General features: G+C 52.7%; 17 protein-coding genes. 5 read left to right on the forward strand and 12 right to left on the reverse strand.

Annotated features, from left to right (window positions below; all coding sequences use genetic code 11):
• Positions 1-2: 2 nt before the first annotated feature.
• From C0617_RS12365 to C0617_RS12380, 4 genes are all read left to right on the forward strand, one after another.
• Positions 3-794: a magnesium chelatase domain-containing protein gene (locus C0617_RS12365; protein ID WP_291317339.1), complete on the forward strand. Its 792-nt coding sequence runs from the start codon at positions 3-5 to the stop codon at positions 792-794.
• Between the two features lie 318 nt (positions 795-1,112).
• Positions 1,113-2,222: a tyrosine-type recombinase/integrase gene (locus C0617_RS12370; RefSeq protein ID WP_291317340.1), complete on the forward strand. Its 1,110-nt coding sequence runs from the start codon at positions 1,113-1,115 to the stop codon at positions 2,220-2,222.
• Positions 2,223-2,231: 9 nt separating this feature from the next.
• On the forward strand, positions 2,232-2,576 hold the full coding sequence (locus C0617_RS12375) for a helix-turn-helix transcriptional regulator (protein WP_291317341.1): 345 nt from the start codon (positions 2,232-2,234) through the stop codon (positions 2,574-2,576).
• Between the two features lie 57 nt (positions 2,577-2,633).
• Positions 2,634-4,421: a hypothetical protein gene (locus C0617_RS12380; RefSeq protein ID WP_291317342.1), complete on the forward strand. Its 1,788-nt coding sequence runs from the start codon at positions 2,634-2,636 to the stop codon at positions 4,419-4,421.
• Here the strand turns inward: C0617_RS12380 and C0617_RS12385 are convergent.
• Positions 4,418-5,239 carry a hypothetical protein gene (locus C0617_RS12385; protein WP_291317343.1) on the reverse strand — a complete coding sequence of 274 codons (822 nt, stop codon included), beginning with the start codon at positions 5,237-5,239 and terminating at the stop codon, positions 4,418-4,420. The genes C0617_RS12380 and C0617_RS12385 overlap by 4 nt on opposite strands.
• A complete protein-coding gene (locus tag C0617_RS12390) occupies positions 5,236-5,961 on the reverse strand; it encodes a hypothetical protein (RefSeq protein WP_291317344.1) in 726 nt (241 codons plus the stop codon). Before C0617_RS12390 ends, C0617_RS12385 begins: the two co-directional genes overlap by 4 nt.
• Positions 5,962-6,057: 96 nt before the next feature.
• On the opposite strand from C0617_RS12390, the gene C0617_RS12395 reads away from it, so the two are divergent.
• Positions 6,058-6,570 carry a thermonuclease family protein gene (locus C0617_RS12395; RefSeq protein ID WP_291317345.1) on the forward strand — a complete coding sequence of 171 codons (513 nt, stop codon included), beginning with the start codon at positions 6,058-6,060 and terminating at the stop codon, positions 6,568-6,570.
• Between the two features lie 361 nt (positions 6,571-6,931).
• On the opposite strand, the gene C0617_RS12400 is transcribed toward C0617_RS12395, so the two are convergent.
• From C0617_RS12400 to C0617_RS12445, 10 genes are all read right to left on the reverse strand, one after another.
• A complete protein-coding gene (locus C0617_RS12400; protein ID WP_291317346.1) occupies positions 6,932-7,294 on the reverse strand; it encodes a hypothetical protein in 363 nt (120 codons plus the stop codon).
• Positions 7,295-7,651: 357 nt separating this feature from the next.
• Entirely contained in the window at positions 7,652-9,688 is a 2,037-nt protein-coding gene (gene brxL, locus C0617_RS12405) for a BREX system Lon protease-like protein BrxL (protein ID WP_291317347.1), read from the reverse strand.
• Positions 9,689-9,718: 30 nt separating this feature from the next.
• Entirely contained in the window at positions 9,719-10,021 is a 303-nt protein-coding gene (locus C0617_RS12410; protein ID WP_291317348.1) for a hypothetical protein, read from the reverse strand.
• Positions 10,022-10,042: 21 nt separating this feature from the next.
• Positions 10,043-12,541: a BREX-1 system phosphatase PglZ type A gene (gene pglZ, locus C0617_RS12415; protein ID WP_291317349.1), complete on the reverse strand. Its 2,499-nt coding sequence runs from the start codon at positions 12,539-12,541 to the stop codon at positions 10,043-10,045.
• 26 nt (positions 12,542-12,567) lie between these two features.
• Positions 12,568-13,152 (reverse strand): RloB family protein, encoded by a 585-nt coding sequence (locus tag C0617_RS12420; protein WP_291317350.1) that lies wholly within the window; start codon positions 13,150-13,152, stop codon positions 12,568-12,570.
• On the reverse strand, positions 13,139-14,494 hold the full coding sequence (locus C0617_RS12425; protein ID WP_291317351.1) for an ATP-binding protein: 1,356 nt from the start codon (positions 14,492-14,494) through the stop codon (positions 13,139-13,141). Before C0617_RS12425 ends, C0617_RS12420 begins: the two co-directional genes overlap by 14 nt.
• 72 nt (positions 14,495-14,566) lie before the next feature.
• Positions 14,567-18,076, reverse strand: coding sequence for a BREX-1 system adenine-specific DNA-methyltransferase PglX (pglX, locus tag C0617_RS12430; protein WP_291317352.1), 3,510 nt, complete (start codon positions 18,074-18,076; stop codon positions 14,567-14,569).
• 42 nt (positions 18,077-18,118) lie between these two features.
• Positions 18,119-21,646: a BREX system P-loop protein BrxC gene (gene brxC / locus C0617_RS12435; protein WP_291317353.1), complete on the reverse strand. Its 3,528-nt coding sequence runs from the start codon at positions 21,644-21,646 to the stop codon at positions 18,119-18,121.
• 16 nt (positions 21,647-21,662) lie between these two features.
• The gene (locus C0617_RS12440) at positions 21,663-22,274 is read right to left on the reverse strand and encodes a DUF1788 domain-containing protein (protein ID WP_291317354.1); all 612 of its coding nucleotides are present in this window, start codon (positions 22,272-22,274) and stop codon (positions 21,663-21,665) included.
• Complete coding sequence (locus C0617_RS12445; protein ID WP_291317355.1) at positions 22,271-22,876, reverse strand: DUF1819 family protein; 606 nt, start codon at positions 22,874-22,876, stop codon at positions 22,271-22,273. The genes C0617_RS12440 and C0617_RS12445 overlap by 4 nt, the downstream gene beginning before the upstream one ends.
• Between the last annotated feature and the right edge of the window lie 249 nt (positions 22,877-23,125).

The following is a 23,125-nucleotide window of genomic DNA, read 5'->3' on the forward strand; positions in this document are numbered from 1 at the left end:
CCATGCTGGCCAAGGTACTATCCGGGGCCCTGATCGGGATCGACGCCTACCCCGTCGAGGTGGAGGTGGACATCGCCATGGGCCTGCCCCAGTTCGCCACCGTCGGCCTGCCCGAGGGGGCGGTCAAGGAGAGCAAGGACCGGGTCAAGTCTGCGATCAAGAACTCGGGCTACGAGTTCCCGTCGCGGCGCATCACCATCAACCTCGCCCCGGCCGACGTGCGCAAGGACGGGGCCGCCTTCGACCTGCCGATGGCGATCGGCCTGCTTCGAGCGACGGGGGTCGTCAAGGGGCAGTCCGAGCGCCCCTACCTCTTCATGGGAGAGCTCTCCCTCGACGGGCGGGTCAAGCCGGTGCGCGGCGCCCTGCCGGTGGCGGTGGCGGCGCGGGGGTGGAACCTCGCCGGCCTCGTCCTCCCCGAAGAAAACGCCCGGGAAGGGGGCATCGTCGAGGGGCTCCCCGTCTACGGGGTGCGTGACCTGGGGGAGGTCGTCGACTTCCTCAACGGCGAGCGGGAACTCGCCCCCTGCCGGGTCGACAGCGGCGAGATCTTCGCCCGGGCCGCCGCCGCGCCCGAGGACTTCGCCGAGGTCCGGGGCCAGGAGCACGTCAAGCGGGCCCTCGAGGTCGCCGCGGCCGGCGGCCACAACGTGATGATGGTCGGCCCGCCGGGCAGCGGCAAGACAATGCTGTCGCGGCCCACAACGGGGTCCTCTTTCTCGACGAGTTGCCAGCTGTTTTTTAATCCCCCAAAACTTCCTAATAATACCCCCAGAAGGCCCCAGAGGGCGTAACCGACTGTTTTCGCAGGCGTATCGGCGTAAAACCGCCTTGCGTCAGGGGCGTTAAATGCGGGAAAGGGGCATTAAATGTCAAAAGTGACAGCAGATTTTGCGTACCTAGAGCACCAAAAAACACAGTCATTTCAGCCGATTGAACCACCCTAAAAACAAGAAATGCATTTAACGGTTGACACCAGCGCGAAGTGTCATATAATTCCGGCCACATTCATTAAATGCACTTCTGTCCCACTAAATGCGTTTTTGATTCACTTAGAGTTGCCGATTACTCGACTTTCCAGATCGGCGGCCCTCGACCGGAAAGGAGACCCCATGACCCATCCCCACCACCTGAAACTGGCTCCCCACACCGAAGGCAACTTCACACTGCCCGCCGAAGATACGGCGCTGCTAAATGAGATCATTGAAGGCTATAAAGCCCGGCGGATCGGTGCCCGGCGATACAATAAGAAGAGTGTCGAAGGAGAGTTGGCGGTGGTCCGGGACTTCATCAACCACTCACAGATGTCGCCGTGGCACTGGGGTGATTCGGATTTCGAGGCCTGGTGCAATGAGATCGGGGTGAACCGCAAACTGGCCGTCTCCACCCAGCGCAAATACCAGAGCGCGGTGAAGATCTTTCTCGACTACCTTGTCAACAACCAGGGTCTGCGCAACAAAGTCAAGGAACTGTGTGGCGTGGCTCCGCGCCAGATCTGCCATAGGGACAACATGATCCAGCACAAGCTCGACCGCGAGCTGGCCCGCAAAAAACCGGCCCTCACCGAAGAGCAAGTCAAACATCTCCTCGACGGTATCGCTGAAGGTATCGACCTGGCCTGGCGGTTCACCAGCAAAGCTCTCATTCCGCTTCAGCGCGACAAAGCGCTGTTCAGCTTGGTCTACGGGCTGGGCTTGCGAGCGTCGGAAGCCTGCAACCTCGACCTTGAGGATTTCTATCCCAATTCCGACCTGCCGCAACTTGGCCGGTTCGGATTCACCCGGGTCACCGGTAAGGGAAGCCGTGGAACCGGACCCAAGTTCCGCACCGTCCAGATCATGTACGAATGGGTGGCGGAAACTCTGTGCTGGTATATAGAAGAAATCCGTCCCCGACTGCTCAAGCACGCCGCCCCCAACGAAAAGGCGCTGTTCCTCAGCGAACGGGGTACGCGTCTGACCCGTTCCAGCCTGGACAACCGTTTTCAGGAGGCCGTGACGCTCTCGGGGCTGGATGGCCTCGGCTTCACCCCGCACTGCCTGCGCCACTCACAGATCAGCCATGCTCAAGATACGGGACTAAGCCTAGAAGCGACCCGGCGGATGGCTGGGCACGCATTTGCCAGCACAACCCAAGGCTACACCCACGTCGGTGACCGTGCGGTCCAAAACGAGATCGCCCATCGTGTCAACAACCCCCAGCGACAGCAGCATCACTACTAGGAGGACCTAATGGCAGAAACCGCTCCACGCAAATACCTCGACTGGCGACTGCACATCCTGATGGCGGAACGCCGGATCAAACGGATCACCGACCTGCACCGAATGCTGCAGGAGGTCGGCGTCGAAATCTCGACCACCCAGCTCTCGCGGATCGTCAGCCAGCGGCCGAAGAGGATCAACACCGAGGTGCTGGACGGGCTGGTCACGGTTCTGAACTGCAACATTGAGGACCTGCTAGTGGCCGGCGACCCCGAAGAGGAAAGCGAAAAACCGGCACCGAAAAAGACGCCTCGCAAGGGCGCCACCTCGCGGGTGACCGGCCCCGCGCCCTTTTCCGGCCCCGAAAACCGTTAGGGCCAAAGGGTGGCTGAATAAAAACGTCACAGCCGCTGCGACGCGTGTGGCCGCGACATGGCCAAGGCACACGCCGTTTTCGAGGGAAAGGCTTATTGCGGAACCTGCTACAAGCGGGAATTCAAGCCGGTTCCCTGCGCCGAGTGCGGTCGCACCGTGCGCACGCTTCAGGGGCGCGGTCCAGCCACCTGCAAGTGCTGTCGCAGCAAGAACCGCTCATGCCTGCGCTGTGGCAAGCCGGTGCCGCGAGCGGCGCTGACCCTAGATAACGGGGTCGCCTGCCCTTCATGTGCCCGCTATTACAAACCGGCGAAAGCGTGCGCCAACTGTGGACAGCGAAGTCAGCATCTGGCCAGAGACTTCAAGCTGGGGTTTGAGGAACCGGTCTGCCCAAAATGCCGTCGCAAAGGGCACGCCACCTGCGCCTGTTGCGGCAAGCACCGTGCTCCGGCCGGCAAAGACGATGAAGGGCGGCCCCTCTGCCAGGGCTGCCTGAAGAGGAAAGAGCCTTTCACCTGCCCGCGCTGCGGCCGGCAAGGGCGCTACCACAGCCAGGAACGCTGCAGCGACTGCTACTGGGGAGACCGCCTCGGCAAAAAGATCTCCGATAATCTGTGGATCATGAACCAGAGGTGGCTGCGCGACGCGTTCCAGGAGTTCGGCAGACGGATGCGGATTGACGGCAAGGCGCAAAAGATCGCGGTGGACCTGGACCGGCATGTGAAATTCTTCCACCTGCTGGACCAAAACTTTTCCTGTCCGGAGGAGGTCAGGCCCAGGGAACTGATCCGCGTCTTCGGCCTCGACGGGCTACGCCGCGCCAGCCTGCCCTTCGGCTTTCTGGTCAGCGAAAATTATCTTCCGGAGATGCTGGTCGAGGAGTTGCGGCGCGAAGCGGAGTTCCAACGCCAGGAGTCGATACTGGAGGACGCCGAAGACGCGTGGTTCCATCCGGTGCTGAAGCGCTTCCATCTCTCCCAAAGCAACCGGCGCAAGCGATTCGAGTCGCGAGGCTGGGAAAAAGAGTTCCAGCGCTACGCGCCGCGTTCGGTCACCCAGGATCTGAAGGCCGCGGTCAAGTTCCTCAAGTTCTTGCCGCCTGAAATCGGGTCGATCCAGGAGATCTCCGAAAAGCACTTGGACGCGTTTCTGCTCAACCACCCCGGCTACCGAAACGGGCTGAGGAATTTTATCTGGCACCTCAACCAGCACGAAAAAACGTTCGTACGTTTCAAAATCCCGACTACAAAACAGGGTAGGAAAATCGCCCTGGTCCTGGGTCAGGACAAATTCCACGACCTGCTGGAATCCTGGTCGCACGCTCCGGACCGGGAGGTGAACACCGCGCTGATCGCCCTTTTCATGATGCTCTACGCGCAGAAGGCCCGCCGCGTCCTGCGGATGCGGTTGTCAGACTTGCACCATAACCCCGACGGGAGCTTTTCCACGACCTTCGGTGACGTCGAGATCCCCTTGAGCGAGATCCTGACCCCTCTGATCGAACGCCACCTGGAACAACGGGAAAAGCAACGGGCACGCGAAGGCCACGACCTCGAACCCTACCTGTTCCCAGGCCGGCGTGTCGGAAGCCACCTGAGCGAATCGAGCGTCACACAGTATCTGCACCGCTACCAGGTCAGCGCCGCGATGTTGTTCGCCACATGGATGTTCAACGCCCTCTCCAACGGCTTGCGACAAGCCAAAACCCTGAAGCGGGCATTCGGCGTAAGCGACATGACCGCTGCGGGATATTACGAGGTTTTCGGGGCTCGGCTGTTCGACGAGGTGTCGGGGAAAATGCGCGGCAATGACGGCCCACTGTTTTTTCTTGAGGTGGGGAGCTAGAGGGGTTTCAGGATCTGGCGAAGTGTCCGCGCCGCCTCGGGGGAAGTGACATTTACCACGTGAGCAACTTCCCGCAAGCGGCCAAGATAGTGGCCCTTCCCCGGCGGGGGCGCCTCGGTCAGAACGACGCAGCGTTCTTTTTCGGCGAACCCGTTATCGGCGGTCAGGCGGAAGGTATAGAGAGCGTCGTTGACCTGGCGCAGCAGCGACTGACGGCTGGTGCGTAGGCGCACAACCTTAAAGAGCGTGCGGGGGCTGCCGTCCACCAAAAAGGAAAGGCGCACTGTTTCTTCGGGACGGCCTCTTATGGCCGAAAACTCGACCTCCACGTTCTCCTCGAACTTTTCGAGATCTCGCAAGCCAACCTCATCGACCAGGCGCTCCAGGCGTTTTTGAAAGGGATTTTTTGGCTTAACGCGCGGCGGGTCGACCATCGCCTCGAACAGATCCTGTATCAACGCATCCGAGCTTTCACCCTTGATCGGTGCCACCGGTCCCACATAGCGGGCGACAAACGGCGCGTTGGTCTCCTCCAGATGCCTACGCCGGTCGTTGAAATAGTCGCCGTCGCTCTCGACGACGCGGCCGTACGCGCGACACAATTCGTCAAACCAAGCGACCCACTCACGGTAGGCCCATGCATCCTCGCCGGCATCCCGAGCTAACTTTCGAAACGGTTCCAGGTCGATCCGCACCGGGTCTTCTGCCCCCAGCATTCTGCAATCCGCCCCTGCGGGCTTGCGCACCAGAACGCCGACGTTTTTCGTCTCGTAGCGGATCGGGTCCGCGATGTATTGCACGGTCCAGAGTTCAATCATAGCTGCGGATCAATCTGGTCCGTATGACTGGAGACGATGTCGGCAAGGGTGTTCTTGCGCCACACCAACGCGTCCGCCAGGGCCTCTTGGGTGGTCGAGGAGACGTTCTGGAATTTCCGGCCGAAGACGCAGCATTCACGAATCAGCCGGTCATCGACCGCCGAGATCCGCTCCACCCAGAGATCGAGAAACACCCGCATTACCAATCCGAAGAACGGATGGAAGAGAACGATGAGCTGGCGAGCTTTGAGGGCAGCGATACTTTTTTCTGGAGTGTCCTCGATGTTAAGCAGGACGTGAGAATGGTCGAACCCCCGAAAGAGGCTGGTCCCGGGAGTGTTCAGGGCGGCCTTGAGGTTGCTGGCACGATCTCGGTTCCCGATCAGAAGATCGAAAACGAGGAGCGCGGCGACCTGATCGGGATACTTCTCGGCGGTTTTCTTGAACTGGCTTTTGAGCAGATCGGGAAGAGGTATACGCGGAGCCGCGACTTCCAGACTGGCGAACGCCAGCTCCCATTCGGCCTCAGTGAGGACGCCGTCGGCGACCGGCACGTGAAAAGTCTGGGCGAGGCGCACCGCGACCTTTTCAATATACACGCAGTCAGGGGATTCGAGACCATCCCGCTTGAGAATGGCATTAAGCCGACAATTTGCAGGCGCCGTAATCCCTTGGCGGCGAGTTTTTAGAATCCGGTTCAAAACATAGGTTGGTTCTTTCATAACACTTCACCGCATGGCAATATGTGGCAACAAACATATGAGGCGCCCAAAATAGAAGGCAATTGGCAGCTTGTCAACTTTTCCGGGAGTAACGCGATGCGACTCTTCTCACTTAAGCAACTTCAGAAAACCTTCCTTGCCGCAGCCTTGTTGCTGTTTCTGGCCCTACCTTGTATTGGAGAGACCTTTACCGGAAAAGTTGTGAAGGTCACTGATGGTGACACGATCTCTGTCTTGCATCAGGGCCGGCCCGAGAAAGTCAGACTGGCGGAGATCGACTGCCCGGAACGCGGGCAAGCTTTTGGGAAAAAGTCCAAGGAGTTCGCGTCTTCGATTACAGCAGGGAAAATCGTCCGAGTCGAGGTGCGGACGGTATACCGATACGGGAGAACCGTTGGGGAGGTCTTCTTGGCAAACGGGGAATCCCTTAACCGCTTGCTGGTAAAAGAAGGGTATGCCTGGTGGTACCGTAAATATTCAAGCGATATTTCAATCGGAGAGCTGGAAGCGGAGGCTCGGGAAGGTAAACGAGGCTTATGGTTTGGAGAAAATCCAATGCCTCCTTGGGAGTGGCGCAGCCTTAAAAGACAGAGAAAAAAGTATCAGTAGGTGGCGGGAGTAGATGGGATACTAACTACTTCCGCCTTTGATTTCTAAGTAGTTGAAAAGAGAGATTGCGCCTTCGTCGCGAAGGGCAAGGGTTCCCCAATTCCGTAGCAAAAACTGTAGCAGCTTTTGTGATATTCGTCCATACGATTACTCGTAGGGAAGATGCTGAGTAAGCAGGGAAGATTTTGGCCTCTATGCGTCTATCGTCTACAGCGGCCAAGATCTTGATAGTTTTGCGCTCGTTGACGAGTGGCCTATCGTATTACAGGTCAGCGGAGACACAGCAGAAGAGACACTATCAAATTGGCAAATCTGTGCTGAGGCATTGATACAAGCACCGACCTCGACCATTACGTCAGCCTCAGGTGTTGACGTCGATTAGCTCTTGGGCCTGAGAAATTATCCATTGCAGCGTCTCTTCATCATTCTGTTCGGAAAGTGATTCGATCCATTCAGAAAAAAGATCAGCGGGGTCCGGAGGGACAGGTAATGACAACCAACGCTGCTGACTCCAGTTGTAATATACAGAACCCGGGAAGAAGCGGTATGGTTTTGCTAGCCCTTTCAACAGATGTTTCAATAAATCATCGTCAACACCTGCATTAATAAGAGGGCCAAGAAAATCTAGTTCTGCGCACTCCCATTCCTCCAGGGATTCTTTTTTATCGGGGTTGAAACTGAGAAAGCCTTCTTTGTATAGCTGTTCAACCGTCCAGAGCGACAAGTCTACTTACTGACACTTCGTGTGCAGGCTGATGGGGAACAATGTAATCTGTTCAGCCATCCTCGCATCGATAATGTCATAGGACGCGTCAGTGCAATCCATCTCTTTCATTTCTTTGTGCCAGGGTTGAATAATGGACGTATTTTTTTGGAAGGAAGATCATAGACATCAGATCCACAGCTATGTGGCTCAAAGACGTCAATTTCATAGGGTTTCCAGCCATATCTGGTCTTAACAAGTCTTATATCAAGTCCGCAGTTACGACATTCCTGCTCCGGCCAATTACCACCCATAATCCCCTCCCGTTAATAGGCCCTCTACAGATCAAACTGAGGGCGCCGCTATGACATCAACATATTATGGCCTCAAATAGGTCACCTCAAACGCCTTGCAAGTCCGGAATTCCTGCATCCTGTTACCAAAAGAAAACGTGTCATTCATCTGATACTGTTGGAAAATATCCAGCCCACGGTCTAGAGATATTTTCCATCCGTTGTCAGTCACAATGTGACGCGCGTGGATACTGTTGCTGAGGTCGTACTCCCAAGTGAATTGTATTCCGATCGCTGCGCACGAATTCTGGATCTGAGTCAGCATTTCGTGCTGCTGCTCTGCTTTAAATTCATCCGAGATCGTCACAAGGTGGACACTAGGCTCCGCGTCTTCGGCTTTACAGCGAGCAACCGTCTCCATTAACTCCATAAGGTTTCTGACCTGATAGAAGAGACGAATATAGGCATCCGTGATTTCTATCCGGGTTGCACCCCTCAGATAAGGAGTAAAAAGCATGTCATAGGAGACCCCACGTTGATTTTCCTTAAACTGTAGATGCTGAGCTTTCGGTTCATCAGTTTCTGATTTTTGATCCGTCGCATGCTCCGTTGCTGATTCGGAGCCAGCATCGGCTTCAGTTTGTTTTTCTTCATCAGTCCCGTAATGTCTAGGGTACTCTTCTTCTTCCAGGGTCTTCACAAATATCGTGTCCCCCCCGGCGCGTTCGTAGCCGAAGCGAACCTTTGTATAGGTTTTATCAATCCGTAAAAGCTGATCCTTGACCCTCTTACGGCCCTCAATCGCAAAGGTCAGAATCTCCTCTATTTCTTCAGGGCTTGCTTCGCCACTCGGGAAAAGAACCTTCATCAGCCCCGAAAAGGTTTTATGTACTCCATCCCTGTCACGTGTGGAGATATCGCTCAGCAGATCAAATTTACCTTTATACTGCTGTGAATAGTCGTGGTTACGGAGTGATCGTAAAATTTCTGCAAGATAGTCGACCACGAATCCATAGCCGTCCGAGAACATCTCTCCACGGATAATGTCAACTTCCCAGCCAGGAATGTAGAAATGCAGACGGTCCAAAAATGCAGAGTCGTGGTATTTGTCGGGGAGATCACAGAACAGATCTGAGTGTTTAAGCATATACGGAACAGTGTGGGAGGTATTGCCGACAAAGACCATTGAGGCTTCGGCTCCCAAGGTTTCAACTCCGCGCGAGAATGTCTTGTTGGCCATGTAATTTTTCATGATATCGACCAACGCCATGTCTACCCGCTTCTGCTTACCGGCAAACTCATCAAACGCAACGGTATCCCAATAACCAACCAAACCAATTTTACCGTTGGAGTTATTGACAAACAGTTTGGGTACTGTGACTTCACCGCCGGAGATAAGGATTCCGTGTGGAGAAAATTCTGAAAAAATATGGGACTTTCCAGTCCCCTTTGGCCCAAGCTCTATCAGGTTAAAATTTCGCTCGCAGAAAGGAATCAGACGGACAAGTTGCAACATTTTGCTGCGGCGCCCCATCAAATCAGGATTGAAACCAATACTCTGTATCAGTAGATCAATCCACTCGTCAGTTGAAAATTTCTGTCGAGCTTCCAAGTAGCTGTCGAAATCGAAATGCGAAAGCTTAATCGGTTTGATCGACGCCATGATCCACGGGCAGGCATCCTTCTCTTCCACCAGATCGTATTCGAGATCGCAAATACACCAGACACCTCCGACAAGTAATTTCGGATGTTTCTTGATGGTGTCGGTCGTAACCAGGACCTTTTTAATTCCGAGATTCGAGAAGGTTGCCTCATAAACCCCTTTTGAATCGTTGAGATCGACGGTCACCTTATCGATGACCTTGTGACGCCCCTTCTCCTTAATCGTAGAACGAACTAACCCTGCTTCATTACGATGGACGTAATGCTTGCGCAGGATCTCCCGAACGGTTTGAATCCCGGTCTGAATACTCGCTTCGTCGCTAGTGGCGCAATACTGGCCTAGAAGGTATTCGAGGACATAGGATGGGACAATGGCATTCCCCTTGACAGTCTTGACCAGATCCTTACGGACCACCAAACCGGGGAAATGTTCATTTATTTTTTTGTCGAGTTCAGACAATGTTTCCTCCCTCATGCAACACCTACGACATTATTTAACCGGTGCAAAAGCGACGTAACCGCCGAAGAAGCTAGGAGCAGGCTGGTAGATAGCAAACTTGACAGAATCGGGAAACTCAATTGCATCGGTAAACTCATCCATGGTTTGCTCGTCCAGATCAACGTCAGCATCAAAATCAAGCCTGGGGCTGACATAAACAAACCCGCCCTCATCTGCGGCCAAAAACAACGTATGCTCACATGCCTCTGTTCCGTCTGGCTTTAGTGCAACCTTACCGCAAAAAGGGCAGTGAACCTTAAGCTCGGCGGTGTCTGTAATCTCAACTTTTTGCATGACTTCTATTCCTTGAGATGGTTAAAAATCGAAGTCGCCAGCAAACGATCTTCTCATCAAATATTTGCTCGATTTGTACTCACTGAAATGTGAGGTTCCGGAAACGGATTCTTCCAGCCGCAGATAGACTTCCTGGCCATTCAGGTCATCAGCGCTGCGAGACAGCACAAATCTAACCCTCAGCTCCCGCTCGCGTGGATTGTCAGATACCAGGTCAAAGGTCAACTCATGCTGATCTGATATAAGTTCGCCTGCCTTTGAATAAATTCCGGCCCGAAGCAATCGGGCCTGCACCTTGTAACCGACCGCCTGGTCCTGATAGAAGGCTACGGACAGTTGCCCGGTAGTAATCACTTCCGAAGATCCACGCAAAATATCGACCCCGACCAAGCTGATATCGCTGGTGCGTTTTTTATTGATCTGCACCACAGGAATCACCACCTCCTGCAATGAGGCCCCTCCGTGAACAAAGCGACTACCTGAGCCCTTGAGCCGCAGGCGGTTGATTGACTTGGGAATCTGAATTTCGATCTTCCCTTTGATCTGCAGGGTTTCAGATTTAAAAGTGGTCAATCCGGGCTGGTCCTGAAGTCCCTGCCCCAACACGAAGCGGCGGTCCCGGTAAAGAACTTTTTGCCCCTGAGCAGCTACGGTGGAAAAATCACTCTCATCAATCTCACGGTTCTGGTAGATGAAGCCATGATCGGCCGTCACCAAGAGGTTGCTGGCATTGGCCGCCGTTAGCTTCTTGATGATACGCATCAGCTCCTGCAAAGCCTCTTGGGCTGCTTCGAAAGTCCTCTCTTCGGATTCACGCGTATGCCCGGTCCCGTCGATAAGGTCATGATAGATATAGACGATATTCGTCGAGCGCAGAATGTCGCGGAACTCATCCCGCTGCATTTTCAGAAATTCATCCGCTTTCAATGCCCTGGCACCATCGGGATTGTTCTGCTGAAGAATCTTGTTTCGATTCACCAGACCCTGGGTGCTCATGCCATCAGCAAAAACCGTCCCACTTTCATCCTCTGCAACGGATAATTCCTTATGCGGCAGCAGCGCGGCCATTCCCAGTTGGGTGTAACTTGGCAGCATCGACAGTGCTGGCTCGATATTGGCTTCATAGCGATCTTCCTGCCGCACCAGCCCCAGTAGTTCCTCCCCTATTTCATAACGCATAGCGTCAGAAATAATAACGCAGACCTTACGATCCTTTTTCAGAAACGGGTCAACCCATTTGCTGTAGAAGCTGTTTTGCAAGGGAATCGGCGAGGCATCACAGACCTTCAGATTATCGATACACTCCTGCCAAGCGTTGTTCAACTTGAGCAGATAGGAATTTGAATAATGGTTTTCAATCAGGTCCACCAACGGACCGAGCAGGGTCGACTGACCAGACCTGCGCACGTGAAAAGTAAATTTACGGTAGAGCTGATCAATCCGATACCAGGTCCTGGCATAGCGCTGCACCCCTTCAGCCGGGGAATTAATCGTCAGGTCCATCTCGTTCAGTGAATTCAGAAACTGAGCGCCGGTCTCAAGAGCACCATAGATGTCCTGAAAACCGGTATACCAGTGACTCTGTCTCCTTTGACGTACGACCAGAGCACAGTCTCCAGCAGAAATAGCTTGTGCCGAAACTTCCTTGACCAGGTCACTGAGGATTTTCTTGTCAATCAGTTCGAAATAATCGAGTTCAACCAGTCGCTTGTAGTCCCGCTTTTGCAGATCCTTTTCAATATTCAGAATCCCGGCACAATCTGCAGATAGTGTCTCGAAATTCCCCTGGTGGCGGACATTGTCTTTCCAGCGCCTCAGGAAAACCAGTGCCTCGGTAGACAGCCGGGCCTCGCCGTCGGTCTGCATGGCGTAGCACGATTTGAACAGCTCAATGACAAAATCTCGGACGGTGGCCTTTTCAGGGGAATAACCATAAAAGCGCTTGAGCTTCTCCCACAAAAACGGGCCCAGACCGCAGCGCTCAATCAGACGAATCTTTTCCTCTTTGCAGTCAGCCAACTCGGCCAAAAGGGTTTCGAGGATTTCATCCACGCGCGGCTCGGCAGCGGCACAAACTGCAAGCATCTTCAGGCGAAGCAAACCGGCGGTATCATCCTTTTTAAGCTTCTTGCCGAGGGATTCGCGACGCTTGGCCGCTTGAAAAAATTCGGCATGCTCCTGAGCCAACCCGCTGAACTCAGGGCCAAGCTCAAGCTCAGAGAGCCAGAGTCCGATTTGATCAGTACGAAATTCGCCATGAGCCAACTGCACATCCAACAGCCAGTTATGCAGATCCTCAGGTTGTGGCCCTTCCTTGTAGATGAGGAACTTCTGCTCCGGCTGCTCGCGAAGAATGCGGTATTTGACTGCGAACTCGTTATTGTAGAGAAAGACTTTTTCAATCCCCGGCAGTTCCAGTGCATCGAAGTCGGCACGCAGTTCCTTCTTTGTGTCGTACCAGAAGATGATACGATGACGATCAAAGTGCCGTTTCAATGCCGGAAGTATCTGTTCACTCATATATCATCCCAGTTCGGTATCAATCACTATGCAGTCAATCTCTCGATCAATCGGTAGACGGTCGTTCCGGAGTCGCGCGGCCAGTCCTGACAAGGAGGGGTGTCACGGCGACGGGCGCGATCCACGGCATTGGCAATGCCGGAAGCAAATTGTTTTGCATCAAAAGCCCCCTTCTGATAACCGGGGATTTGTCTCAGGAGGCGTTCCACACATTCCCGTGATGTTCGGACACCATTACCATCTTCAAAATGGAGCAGAAGCCAGAATTCAAACTGAGGGTTGCTTACGGCAAGCCCATAGTTTTCCTTCGTCTGTCCCCACTGATACAACTGCTGAAGCTGTAATTCAGTCCATTGGTCCGTATCGACCACCAGCCAAGCCTCATCTTCAGGGCGCAGCCCTTCTTTCCTGAGGTAAGCATCCATGCGTTTCAAGACCTGAGGCGGAGAGCTTTTATGTCCACCTTTCAGCAACTGTACATGGATTACCTTGTCACCATCTTCAAAGATTTTGAAATAGCGGGGCTCTGTCTCCGCCCCCTCGGTCGCCAGAACAAACATCCTCTTATAACGCCGCTCACCTAAAGGGCGCGAGAATCTACGCCTCGCCAACAGCCGCCTCCTTTTCAGGTAAGTCCAAGTCTCCGTTGGCCAGCGCACCAGAGATCAAAAGACGTGGAACACCGCCAAGCCTTCCCTGCAGATAACTCTTGCGAATGTCCTTGTCGCTACGCACATCTTTATATTCACTGAAGGAAAGGAGTGATGAGCCGCCATCTGCATCGCGTTCAGCAATCCACATTTCATCTCTGCGGAGAATATCCTGATCCATTAATAGTACGTCGTGGGTGGTCAGCAGAAGTTGTGAACGGCTATCGGCGGAGCAGGCAGACAGATAGCCCTGAAGCAATTGCCGGGTCAAAAGAGTATGAAGGCTGCGATCGACCTCATCAATGACATAAACCTGTGTTGACTTTCGAGAAGACATCTCAAGAAAGGCCGGCAGTAAATCAATAACCCGCTTGGAACCATCAGACTCTTGTCCCATTTCAAATTTGACCAGTTCTCCACCACGGTTTTCGTGATAGGTCACCAACTTCCGGGCGACGATTTCGCCTTTCTTGCGAGTAAAAACATACCGCTCATGAAAAGGCGACATCACCCGTAATGTCATCCCATCTTTCAGTGAAGCTTGTAACTTGGTGCGAATTTCTTCGGGCAATGCGAGGTTGTCAAAGCTGACGTCTTCGCCACCCAACTGAGCGATGCCAGTGTCTAGCAAACCAAGACACTTGTTCATCGTTTCATACAGCGGACTGTCTTCCTGGAGAAACTGTTCAAAGGGTTCGAATCGCGTATCCGGCGCAATCAGCACAAGATCGTTCTTGAACCAGTCATAAACCGGCTTGAAATTCTCAACCTTCTGCTGAACGGCATTGGTCAGAAAGAGTTGGTTCTCACGCGTTCCTTTGAAGGCAAAATGGAGGAATTGATCTTCATTCAGCGTAGGGTTAAATCTGATTTCATCCAACTCGCGAACAAACAGTTCTTTTTCTGTTGTGGGTCGCACCTCGACCAAGCGTTCTTCAAACACTCGTTCCTGGCTAACCGCAAACCCGTACTCATAAATGGTTTCGTCAACCAGCAGTTCAAATTTAAAATAGGTTGCTTTCTTTGCATCGCCGGCATCAAGTCGAAAAGACTCCACCGGAATCAGTTCGTCTGGTCGCGTACCATCAACTATTAGGTTTTTTGCGAAATTGAGTGCGGCAAAAAAGTTGGTTTTTCCCGAGGCGTTACCACCGTAGATAGCGGCGACAGGTAACAGCCGCAGTTTGTAGCGTTCGATTCGCGCAAGTCGGTCACCATGCTGCTTTTCGCGGCTGGCCACCATGCTGAACTCAGCCTGTTGACGGAACGAACGCCAATTATTTAAAGTGAAATTGATGAGCATGCCTTGTCTCCTTGAGAGAAATTTTCCCCTAATGGAGATAGAGTAGCATATTTGTAGATTTTATTACATTTTTTAAGTGATTTTATCTCTCAAGTATCGGCTCAGCCCAGTCACCTTCTTCAGCGCGTCATCGAATTTCGGGTAATTCACTTTAACGCCGTCATCGAGGTCAATTTCGATTTGTCTGGTTGCCAGGGGATAAAGAACTTCCCGCTCGTAGTCTTCGAGTTCGTCGATGATCTTTTTGAGTTTTTCGATATCTTTGAGAGCCAGGGTTTTTTCACCCTGAGTGGCGGAGACGCTGATGCTGACCCCCTGAAGGTGCTCAAGTCGCGATTCAAGCTTGGTGCGGAACTCGCGCAGGTAGTCGTTAAGCACAACGCTGACCGTATCCGGGCGGTAGCGGTGCATGTAGATCAGCGCATTGAAGCTCCCCTTGGTGCTACTGAACAGCCAATAGATGGGACGCTTCTTGTAGCGCTTAATGTGATCATTGTAGAAATCCTTGAGAAAATACTTGCGGACATCTTTGCCCAGCGCTTTTTCAACAAACTTGAGGTTGTCTTCATAATGCTCCACGCCAAAGGTGATACGCAGGAACGTGCGAAAACGGTCAGAGATGTCGTCAGTAAACCAGTCGCCATCAAGCATGGGGATGACGTTGTCGTCATCCGCCGGGAAGCTCGCTTCGGGTACCCGCTTCAGATAGTCCTCGATGGTCTCGCCCTGGTTGGCCAAGATCAGACCCGGCTTTTCCAGTGTGTATCGGCCGAACATGCAGCCCACGGCGTAGGAGATCAGCTCGCGCATGGTGTCGGCCAGCAACAGCGCCTCCAGCTCTTTTTCATTTTTGCCGTTGCCATAACGGTAGTGCGGGTTGCAGGTCAGGGTGATTTCGTTGAGTGGTACCTCGGGCGTCAACTCAGCCTGCAGGCCGTAGGCTTCGATGAAGATGCGGTTATTATCTTCCTCCAGTCGCTCCATTTCCAGCGTCATCTCCTTCCATTGGGCTCGGAGCTTCAGGTAAGTGGCCTTCAGGGTAGTTTGCCGATAGTCGCACTGCAATAGCGGTAGGCTCGTGAAGTCACATGAGTTTTCGTATGCATTCCAATCAATTTGATGAACCTTAATGGCTTCACCACTTGCATGCTTCGTCGCTTTGCTATCAGGCTGCAAAATCGGCATCTTCGCCATAACACCAACTTCGAAATTCAGTGTCGGCGACAAAAACTGAAGAAAAGAAAGCGCAACCTTTGAATTTGAAAAACATAAAACCGTATCCTGTAGCCCTGACTCGTCATAAAAGCACGGCCCGGCATCCCCTGGAATGATTCCATCGGGAAACCATCTAAAACTGCATCTGCCGCTACTGACTTTGGGCCAAGTAACAGCTTCTTTGAAATATAGATGTTCACTAGGGATGATTGCTTTTCCTGTTGCTTTTATCTCGTCACCATCATTTCCCCAATTTACAACATCTCCAATGTTTCCATACCACTTCCGAAATGTACCGCCTGAGTTAAAGAAGAACCATTTAAAACCACTGCTGCCCGCCTCTATTTTTTCAAGGTTTCGACCAATACGCTCCAATGAAACTTCATGCCAGCAGCGAATGAATCTCCCAGCATCTCCGGTTTGAAGTCCACGTCTCGTCTTTCCAATTCCATCAAAAGACTGAGCAGAGGAAAAAATGGAGGCAATTTTCTTGCTAACCCAATATGCTATCGGGCTCCCAGGAATTTTCTTGAAATCAGCGGCAGAGGCGAGGTAGAGCAGCCCACAATCCGGATTTTTGATAGCGTTTCGAATAGATTCTTCTTTTTCTGCTTCGGAGTCACCATCAACCAGCCTTAAATAACGTCCCTTGTATTCAAGCCTGTTCGCATTTTCCAGAACAAAAGCGGTAGTCGATACCACCTCACCACCGATGCTATCAAACGCTCTTGCCCCTAGGTGTGCCATTGACAACAGTGTGTCCTGACTAAGAAGTCGTGCTCTAAGGCCCTCGAAGGACGACAAGAACATCCAACTTTGCATCGTAATCATAGCAACAGAACCTTGTTTTTTAGCTAGGTCGAGATTGCGCTCAATGAACATAGCAAACAGGTCTGATTTACTGTTCGGATAGTTATTCTTGGCCCAGGCACTTAAACGGCCATTCATCCCTTTACCACCCATATACGGCGGGTTGGCAACCACCACATGATATTGGGGGCAGAGGTATTCGGTCTGCCGCAGAGCTTGCAGCATCTTCTGGTGTGTCATGCTTATAAACAGATGCCCGGAGACGTCCTTCGACTCCAGAATCTTCAGCATCCCCTCCACGGCAGTGATATCCGGACGGATCAAAGATCCGAAGTTATCGGCTTCTTCAAACTGTCGTAAAGTGGTCTGCAGTGGCGATGTGAACAGGTCGCGCCCGATGAAATCCATGTACTCCTTGAGTTCACCTTCGGCAAACTCGATCTTCCGTAACACACAGATATTGGGCTGCACAGGCTTGCGAAAAAAGCGCCGCTGCTTTGCGCGGGCCTTCATGGTCAAAGCAAAGGCGGCCAGTTCTCCGGCGCGTTCGTCAATTTCGATGCCATAGAGGTTGTGTGTCAGAATCTTTGTCGGGATCTCGGCGGACTCATAGCCCTCCTCCTCGTAGATGGCATACAGCAGGTCAAAGGCATAGGTGAGCATGTGTCCCGAACCGCATGCCGGGTCGCAGACTTTGATCTCTTCCGGCTTACCGATGCGCAGGAAATCGGCCTCGGCCTGCTCAGGTTTGATGTAGTAATCCATCCGCTCAATCAGCTTTGAACTTGGGCGATTGAGCAGCCACAGGCGGCCGAGGGAGTTTTCCACTAGATAGCGCACGATCCAGTGCGGCGTGAAGAGCTGGGTGGCGGCCGGAATATTCTCGGGTGTGATCTTCTTGTTTTTATTCAGCCCATCGAACACCTCGTCCTTCTTCTCAGAGATGTAGAACTGGTAGAGCCAGCCGATGACCTCGACATCCTGGCAGGCGTCGATGGTTAGGGTTTCACGCACAGAGGTGAGAATCGACGCTTCGGAAAGAAGGTCATCCGGCATCAATAGCTCGGTGAAGTGAGCGATCCGTTCAAACAGAAATGGCATGCTGCCATGGTAGCTGTTGCAGACCGCGACCAGCAGCAACAGATAGGCCTCCTGCTGCGGGTCTGAGGAGGGCAATTTTCCGCTCAACAGATCGAAGACCTTCTGTCGGTCAAGGTTGGCTTCCAAGCTCTCTTCAATAACCCCCTGCTTGGCTTCCAACAAAATCTCGGGCTGGGTATTCCCCACCGCAGGTGAGACGGCACCGATGCGGGTATAGCCGTTGGCATCCATGAAGCGCAACGCACAGAAACGGTTGAACCAGATATAAGCAACCTGATCAATGACCGCGCTCTTCGAGGTGTCGGCGATAAGCTTTTTCAGATCCTCCAGCGCCTTGCCCTTTTCGCGTAACTCGGCCGAGTCGGTGGAGATAACCTTTTCGAGCTTGGTGGCAACCTGCTCGCGCAACTGGCGACGAGCGGCCTGGGCGAATCTTTTCAATGCTCCTGTATTCATAGCAATTCAATACTCCGTAGAACAAACTGGCTCGGATGCCAATTAAATGGTGACACGCTTACCAGCCTCTATTTCCTGCAGCAGAACTTTGCGGAATGCATCAAGATATTCTTCGACATCTTGAGAATCGCTCAGACAGCTTTTAGCGAAACAGATCGGCAGGGTGCTGCTGGACACAAACTGCACCGGTGGCGGCTCCTTAACACCCGGTTGTTCGTCGTCGTGTTCGCCGGTCTCCTCGTACTCGCCCGCTGGCTGGGGAGGTTCAAGGAAGGTTGTCATCCGGTTGAGTAGTTGAGGATAGGTAACGGTTTTGAAGCGGCTTGCGCTTTCACGCAGAACGGCGATCAGCGGCTGACCTTCGCTATCGCGGAGAAAGGTCTCGAACGGCTGGCCCAGTTGCTGCTGCTGATCTTCGCTCAACTGCCGGTACTCGGACATGGCCTCAAGCTGATCACGCAGACCCTGAACCGTTTCCATCGCCCTGTTACGCTCTTCCTGAACCTGGGCGAAGATTTCCTGCCCAAGGGACTCAACCTGCGTTTTGACCTGCTGGATGGTATTCCCCTTGTAACAGTCAGAGCTTTCCAGCAGCTCGCGAATTTTCTGCCCCTTGTCACCACCGACGTAGGCGAAATTAGCTTCTTGAGCCTGCAGAAACTGCCGAGCCTGGTTGTACAGTTCCTTTTTAGAACCACTCATGAACTGGCGGATCGGATCGAGCACCTGCTCCTTCAGGTCGAGAAGGGAGTCCTCGACTTTGCCGAGATCGGCCAGATAGAAGGTATAGGGTTTGCCGGCAATCTCCTGAATGCGTTCACGGGGTTCACCAAGCGCGGCCAGGAAGGGATACTCCTTAATATGGCTTGCGAGCTGAGCAAGCTCCGTCTGCAGTTTCTGAAAAGCTTCGCCGGTCTCCTTGGCTAGAGCCTTGGCCTCGCCGCTCGTTGCAGGGGAATCGAAGAAATCGGAGAAGAAATCCTTGAGTAGGCGCACCTGACCGGCACTGAATGCGAGCTGTGGTGTGATCAATACCTGAGGATATCCGTGACTGTTTTTCAGCGCCCGCTCCAGGGTGGCATCTTCAAGAACGTCGCTGTCATTTCTTACTTCGATCTTGCCACGGGCGGAAAGCTTGGCGGTAATGCAGAGAATAGAAGCCTGGTACCAGCCGTAAGGTTTTTTCTCGAAACGTTCGATCAAAGACTTGAGGCTGGTACGAACACCACCCTGGTTGTTGGTCTGAATGAAAGCAAGGATCTCCTGCTCGGCCTCACTAACCGTCGCTTTGTCATCGGCGAACAGACCGGCTTCCCCCTGCTGTAGAAAACCGTTGATATCACTTTCAGAATAAGTCACACCACGCAGCATGCGCAGGTTGGGATAAACCGCCTGGATCAGGCGGTAGAATCCTTTGGTGATACGCCCGATCGGTTCTTCGCCCCCCTGTTCGATCTCTTCTCCGTTCACAAAAAGGCGTGCTTTTCCAAGCTGGGTTTTAACGCGCTGCTGCAGATCGCGATAGCGCTCCTGGTTCTGGAATGACTTCTCGGTCAGAATCTTCTTGATGGCGTCCTGCTGGGTGACCGAGACATTCTGGCGCACGTACTTTTCGGTGCGCTTGTACATCATCAGGTCGCGGATCAGACGTTCGTCCGGATTCATGACAACCAGAAGTTCATCTCGTCCCATGGACTGCATGCGCACGATCTCTTCTTTGCCTGCATGGTCATGGAAAGGGCTGATGACATGGATTCCTAGCTCCGACTCGCGGCCGTGGAGCTGGTCATCCAGTTTGCGAGAGAACGCATAGTCCTGACCATTGTCGTCATACCGAATCTTTTTACTTCTGAGAACCTGGTCGAAGACAACCTTGGCGAGTTCACCGGCAATATCCGCTGGCTCAACTGCGGTGTTCTTGATCTCCTGCTCGACATCCTTTTCATCATCAGTCAGGAATTCGTACTCTTCACCGTTGCGTTGAATATAGGTCTGTTGCTCAAGAAGATTTAAGGCCCCTTCGACCTCTTTGCGCAGGTCGGACAGGTCGCGGTCGAAGCTGTCGAGCATCAGAACACAAAGGTTGCGGATGGTGGCCTTGTAATCCTTGACGTATTTGACCAGAAAGAGTGCTTTGAGCAACTTGATCGCGAACTGATTGTCGAGGTTTTTCTCGGCGATAATGACCGCCTGCTGGATCTGCGATTTGATCGATGAGCGCAGGCCCTCGAACATGAGATCGAAAGTGGCCAGATCGCCGACGCCGCAGTAGGATATATGTACGGCCACCTGCTGAAAGACCCCCAGCATCGACCGTTCGCCGACCGAGCTGTGCTTGCCTTCAAAGGCACTGTGATTTGACAAGCTCTGGATAGCGACCTGAAAAAGGGTGAACTGGTAGGGAATAAAAGGATAGCAACGAATGAAATGCTCACGATCCTTGAAATTCTTATAGTGCTTGGCCCCATCGGCAAAGTCGAACAGGGTCTTGAGATTGTTTTCCTGCTGATGATAAAGGTCTGAGAGCAAGCCAACGCCCGCCTCGTTTTTCAGCAGCAGCCGCTTCTGAATCACTTCATCGACATTGGCACTGGTCAGACTCATCTTGGTAGCGAAACGCGCCATGATCTTGGAAAAATCGTTCCCCTGCTGCTGGCCCATTTCACCGACCACCGCATCCATATCCTGCTGTGCGGTGACGATGATCCAGGCACGGCCACGGCTCTTGGTCGCCAGACTTTCGGCAATGGTCTGAAGGTTGGTCATCAGCTTGGTGTTTTCGGCGATATACTGCCCGACTTCGTCGACGAAGAAATTGAGCCGAAAATCCTTCCCTTGCCGATTGACGTAATCGTTGACCTGTTCGGCGAAATCCTCAATGGATACCTTGTAGTCAGCCTTGTACTTGGACAGGACACCAATAGTGTTCTGGCCTGTAGCTTTGCCGTAGGCCTGATCCGTCGCCTCGGAAAAGCGCTGCAGACGCTGACGACCAAACTCCCAGTCTTTGCCGCTGGCGGATTGAAACTCACCTTTGAAATCGTCCAGCTTTCCGGCTTCATCCAGTTCCCGTTCGAGCTGGGCGACATAACCTTGCTTGCCATAGTAGCCGCAGGCCTCGTCAAAGACCTTGACGAACACCGAAAGCAGTGCATCGATCTCGGTTTTGCTGATAACATCGGCCTTCTGGTCGATATTGAAGAGAATGCTGCGGGAAGGGATAGTTACCGCGCGTTCCAGGTCTTTCTTCAGGATTTCTTCGTCCTGTATCTCCTTTCTGGACAGGAAAAGATCCAGAACCGAAGAGCCTTCAACCGTACGATTTTCGAGCAGCAGGGCGAGCATCTTTAACAGGTGCGATTTACCGGAACCGAAGAAGCCGGAAAGCCAGACGCCGTTAGCGCCCGTATAGTTCAGATAGGCATCAAGAAATCGATCCAGACGCTTGATTATCTGATTCGTAAGAACATATTCATCAATTTCAACCTTCAGGCTCTCTTCGTCATCCGCCTTGATGACACCTTCGATATGACGATCGACCTTTTTCTCGAAAATAGTCTGTAACTTCATTGAACGATTCCCTCCGTCAAACTTCGCAATGGAAGATATTAAATGCCCGGTAATATTTGTCGTCACGCAGGCGGCCGAACAGGTCGAGCGAGGCCCCTTGTTCTAGGGAGTGAGTATATTCCCCCGGAAAAAACATGACTGTGGGTTTGTGCTTGGCGGTACTTTGCAGATTGTTCAGCACATTGTGTGACCGGATATAGGGAAAGACCTCGCCAACTCCCCCCAGAAACATAACGTCGAAAGTCTCGGCTTGCATTTTACGGGCAATGGCCGGGATCAAAGAATCCCTCGCATCAAGAATCCCCTGCAGGTCCTCTTTCAGATCCTGCTTGGACATATCCCCTTCATTCTCAAGGTACCAGCCCCAGTCACCATTCTCTTTGAGGATCTCCACCGCCAGATCATAGAGATTAATGTTGAGCACCTGGATGCCCTGCTGGGACAACTTATTGACGAGCTGGCGCTGTATTCTCTCCATCTCAACCGCGTCACCTGGCTTGAAGGGACAGATAAAAAACGGAACTTCATTCCCCAGCCCCTGCATCCTCAGAAAACGCTCGCTGCTGATCAGATCAAACAGGTGCTGGAACTGTTCGCCAAGCGGACGGAGGTCATAGCCTGTGGTCATCGGGTCCACTCCTGAATATCCATATCCGAAATCGGATAAACTGCAAAAAGGGCCGGGTCGTCAGCCTGAATCACCCTGGCTGTCTCGGCACCAAGAATCGTCGGGACAATCATGTTTCCAGCCGTAAGAATTTCCGCTTCGTGAAGCATGCGGAACAGAACCTGGCGAATCTTCTTCCGAGTCGATTCGGAAAGGCCATCCAGACCGTCATCCCATTCGGCCTTGGCATTGAAAAAACTGTCAAAATCATCGTAGCTCAGCAAATAGTCGAGTTTTAGATACTTTTCACGGACAATTTCTTCGCCGAACTCCCGGATAAATTGATATCTCTTGGCTGCAGCCAGCCAAAGCATTTGCAGTTGTTCTGTGCGGCCACCTTCGCTCAGAAGCACGAGCTGTTCTTCTGTCAGCTCGCGTAGCCTGTGAGAAATTTCGCGTATATTTCTCGTCTCTGAACTTTTCTTTCTAGACTGGAGGATGTTCCGCTCATTCGAGGCAACCTTGGTCTCTTCCCAGGAACCGAGTTCCCGATAAATAGCTAACAGAGCCAGAGACTCCGTGTAGAACAGGCTCCCGTTGGTAAACGACATCCGATATGCCATGAAAAATCACCTATTGATCGTTTATAGATTTCATGCCGTAATGCCAGTGCCCGCACGGCAATAAGCAATTTATGTCTTCTGGTTTGGAGAAGTCGCTATAAGGACAAATTCTAGCCAGAATCTTGCCGGCTGACCTGTCTTAAAAGCTAAAAAGAATTGTATTTTCTTGGTGTTGCCCCTCCAAACATGACTCAGGATAATATCACCTCAATCTTTTATTGTCGAAAGATATCTGGACATATGTAGCTC

This window comes from Desulfuromonas sp., assembly GCF_002868845.1.
In the GTDB taxonomy this organism is placed as follows: domain Bacteria; phylum Desulfobacterota; class Desulfuromonadia; order Desulfuromonadales; family BM501; genus BM501.

Bases quoted from the DNA above. Each gene is read 5' to 3' on its own strand.
- C0617_RS12365 (WP_291317339.1), top strand. From the start codon at position 3: ATGCTGGCCAAGGTACTATCCGGGGCCCTGATCGGGATCGACGCCTAC.
- C0617_RS12370 (WP_291317340.1), top strand. From the start codon at position 1,113: ATGACCCATCCCCACCACCTGAAACTGGCTCCCCACACCGAAGGCAAC.
- C0617_RS12375 (WP_291317341.1), top strand. From the start codon at position 2,232: ATGGCAGAAACCGCTCCACGCAAATACCTCGACTGGCGACTGCACATC.
- C0617_RS12380 (WP_291317342.1), top strand. From the start codon at position 2,634: ATGGCCAAGGCACACGCCGTTTTCGAGGGAAAGGCTTATTGCGGAACC.
- C0617_RS12385 (WP_291317343.1), bottom strand. From the start codon at position 5,239: ATGATTGAACTCTGGACCGTGCAATACATCGCGGACCCGATCCGCTAC.
- C0617_RS12390 (WP_291317344.1), bottom strand. From the start codon at position 5,961: ATGAAAGAACCAACCTATGTTTTGAACCGGATTCTAAAAACTCGCCGC.
- C0617_RS12395 (WP_291317345.1), top strand. From the start codon at position 6,058: ATGCGACTCTTCTCACTTAAGCAACTTCAGAAAACCTTCCTTGCCGCA.
- C0617_RS12410 (WP_291317348.1), bottom strand. From the start codon at position 10,021: ATGCAAAAAGTTGAGATTACAGACACCGCCGAGCTTAAGGTTCACTGC.
- pglZ (WP_291317349.1), bottom strand. From the start codon at position 12,541: ATGAGTGAACAGATACTTCCGGCATTGAAACGGCACTTTGATCGTCAT.
- C0617_RS12425 (WP_291317351.1), bottom strand. From the start codon at position 14,494: ATGCTCATCAATTTCACTTTAAATAATTGGCGTTCGTTCCGTCAACAG.
- pglX (WP_291317352.1), bottom strand. From the start codon at position 18,076: ATGAATACAGGAGCATTGAAAAGATTCGCCCAGGCCGCTCGTCGCCAG.
- brxC (WP_291317353.1), bottom strand. From the start codon at position 21,646: ATGAAGTTACAGACTATTTTCGAGAAAAAGGTCGATCGTCATATCGAA.
- C0617_RS12440 (WP_291317354.1), bottom strand. From the start codon at position 22,274: ATGACCACAGGCTATGACCTCCGTCCGCTTGGCGAACAGTTCCAGCAC.
- C0617_RS12445 (WP_291317355.1), bottom strand. From the start codon at position 22,876: ATGGCATATCGGATGTCGTTTACCAACGGGAGCCTGTTCTACACGGAG.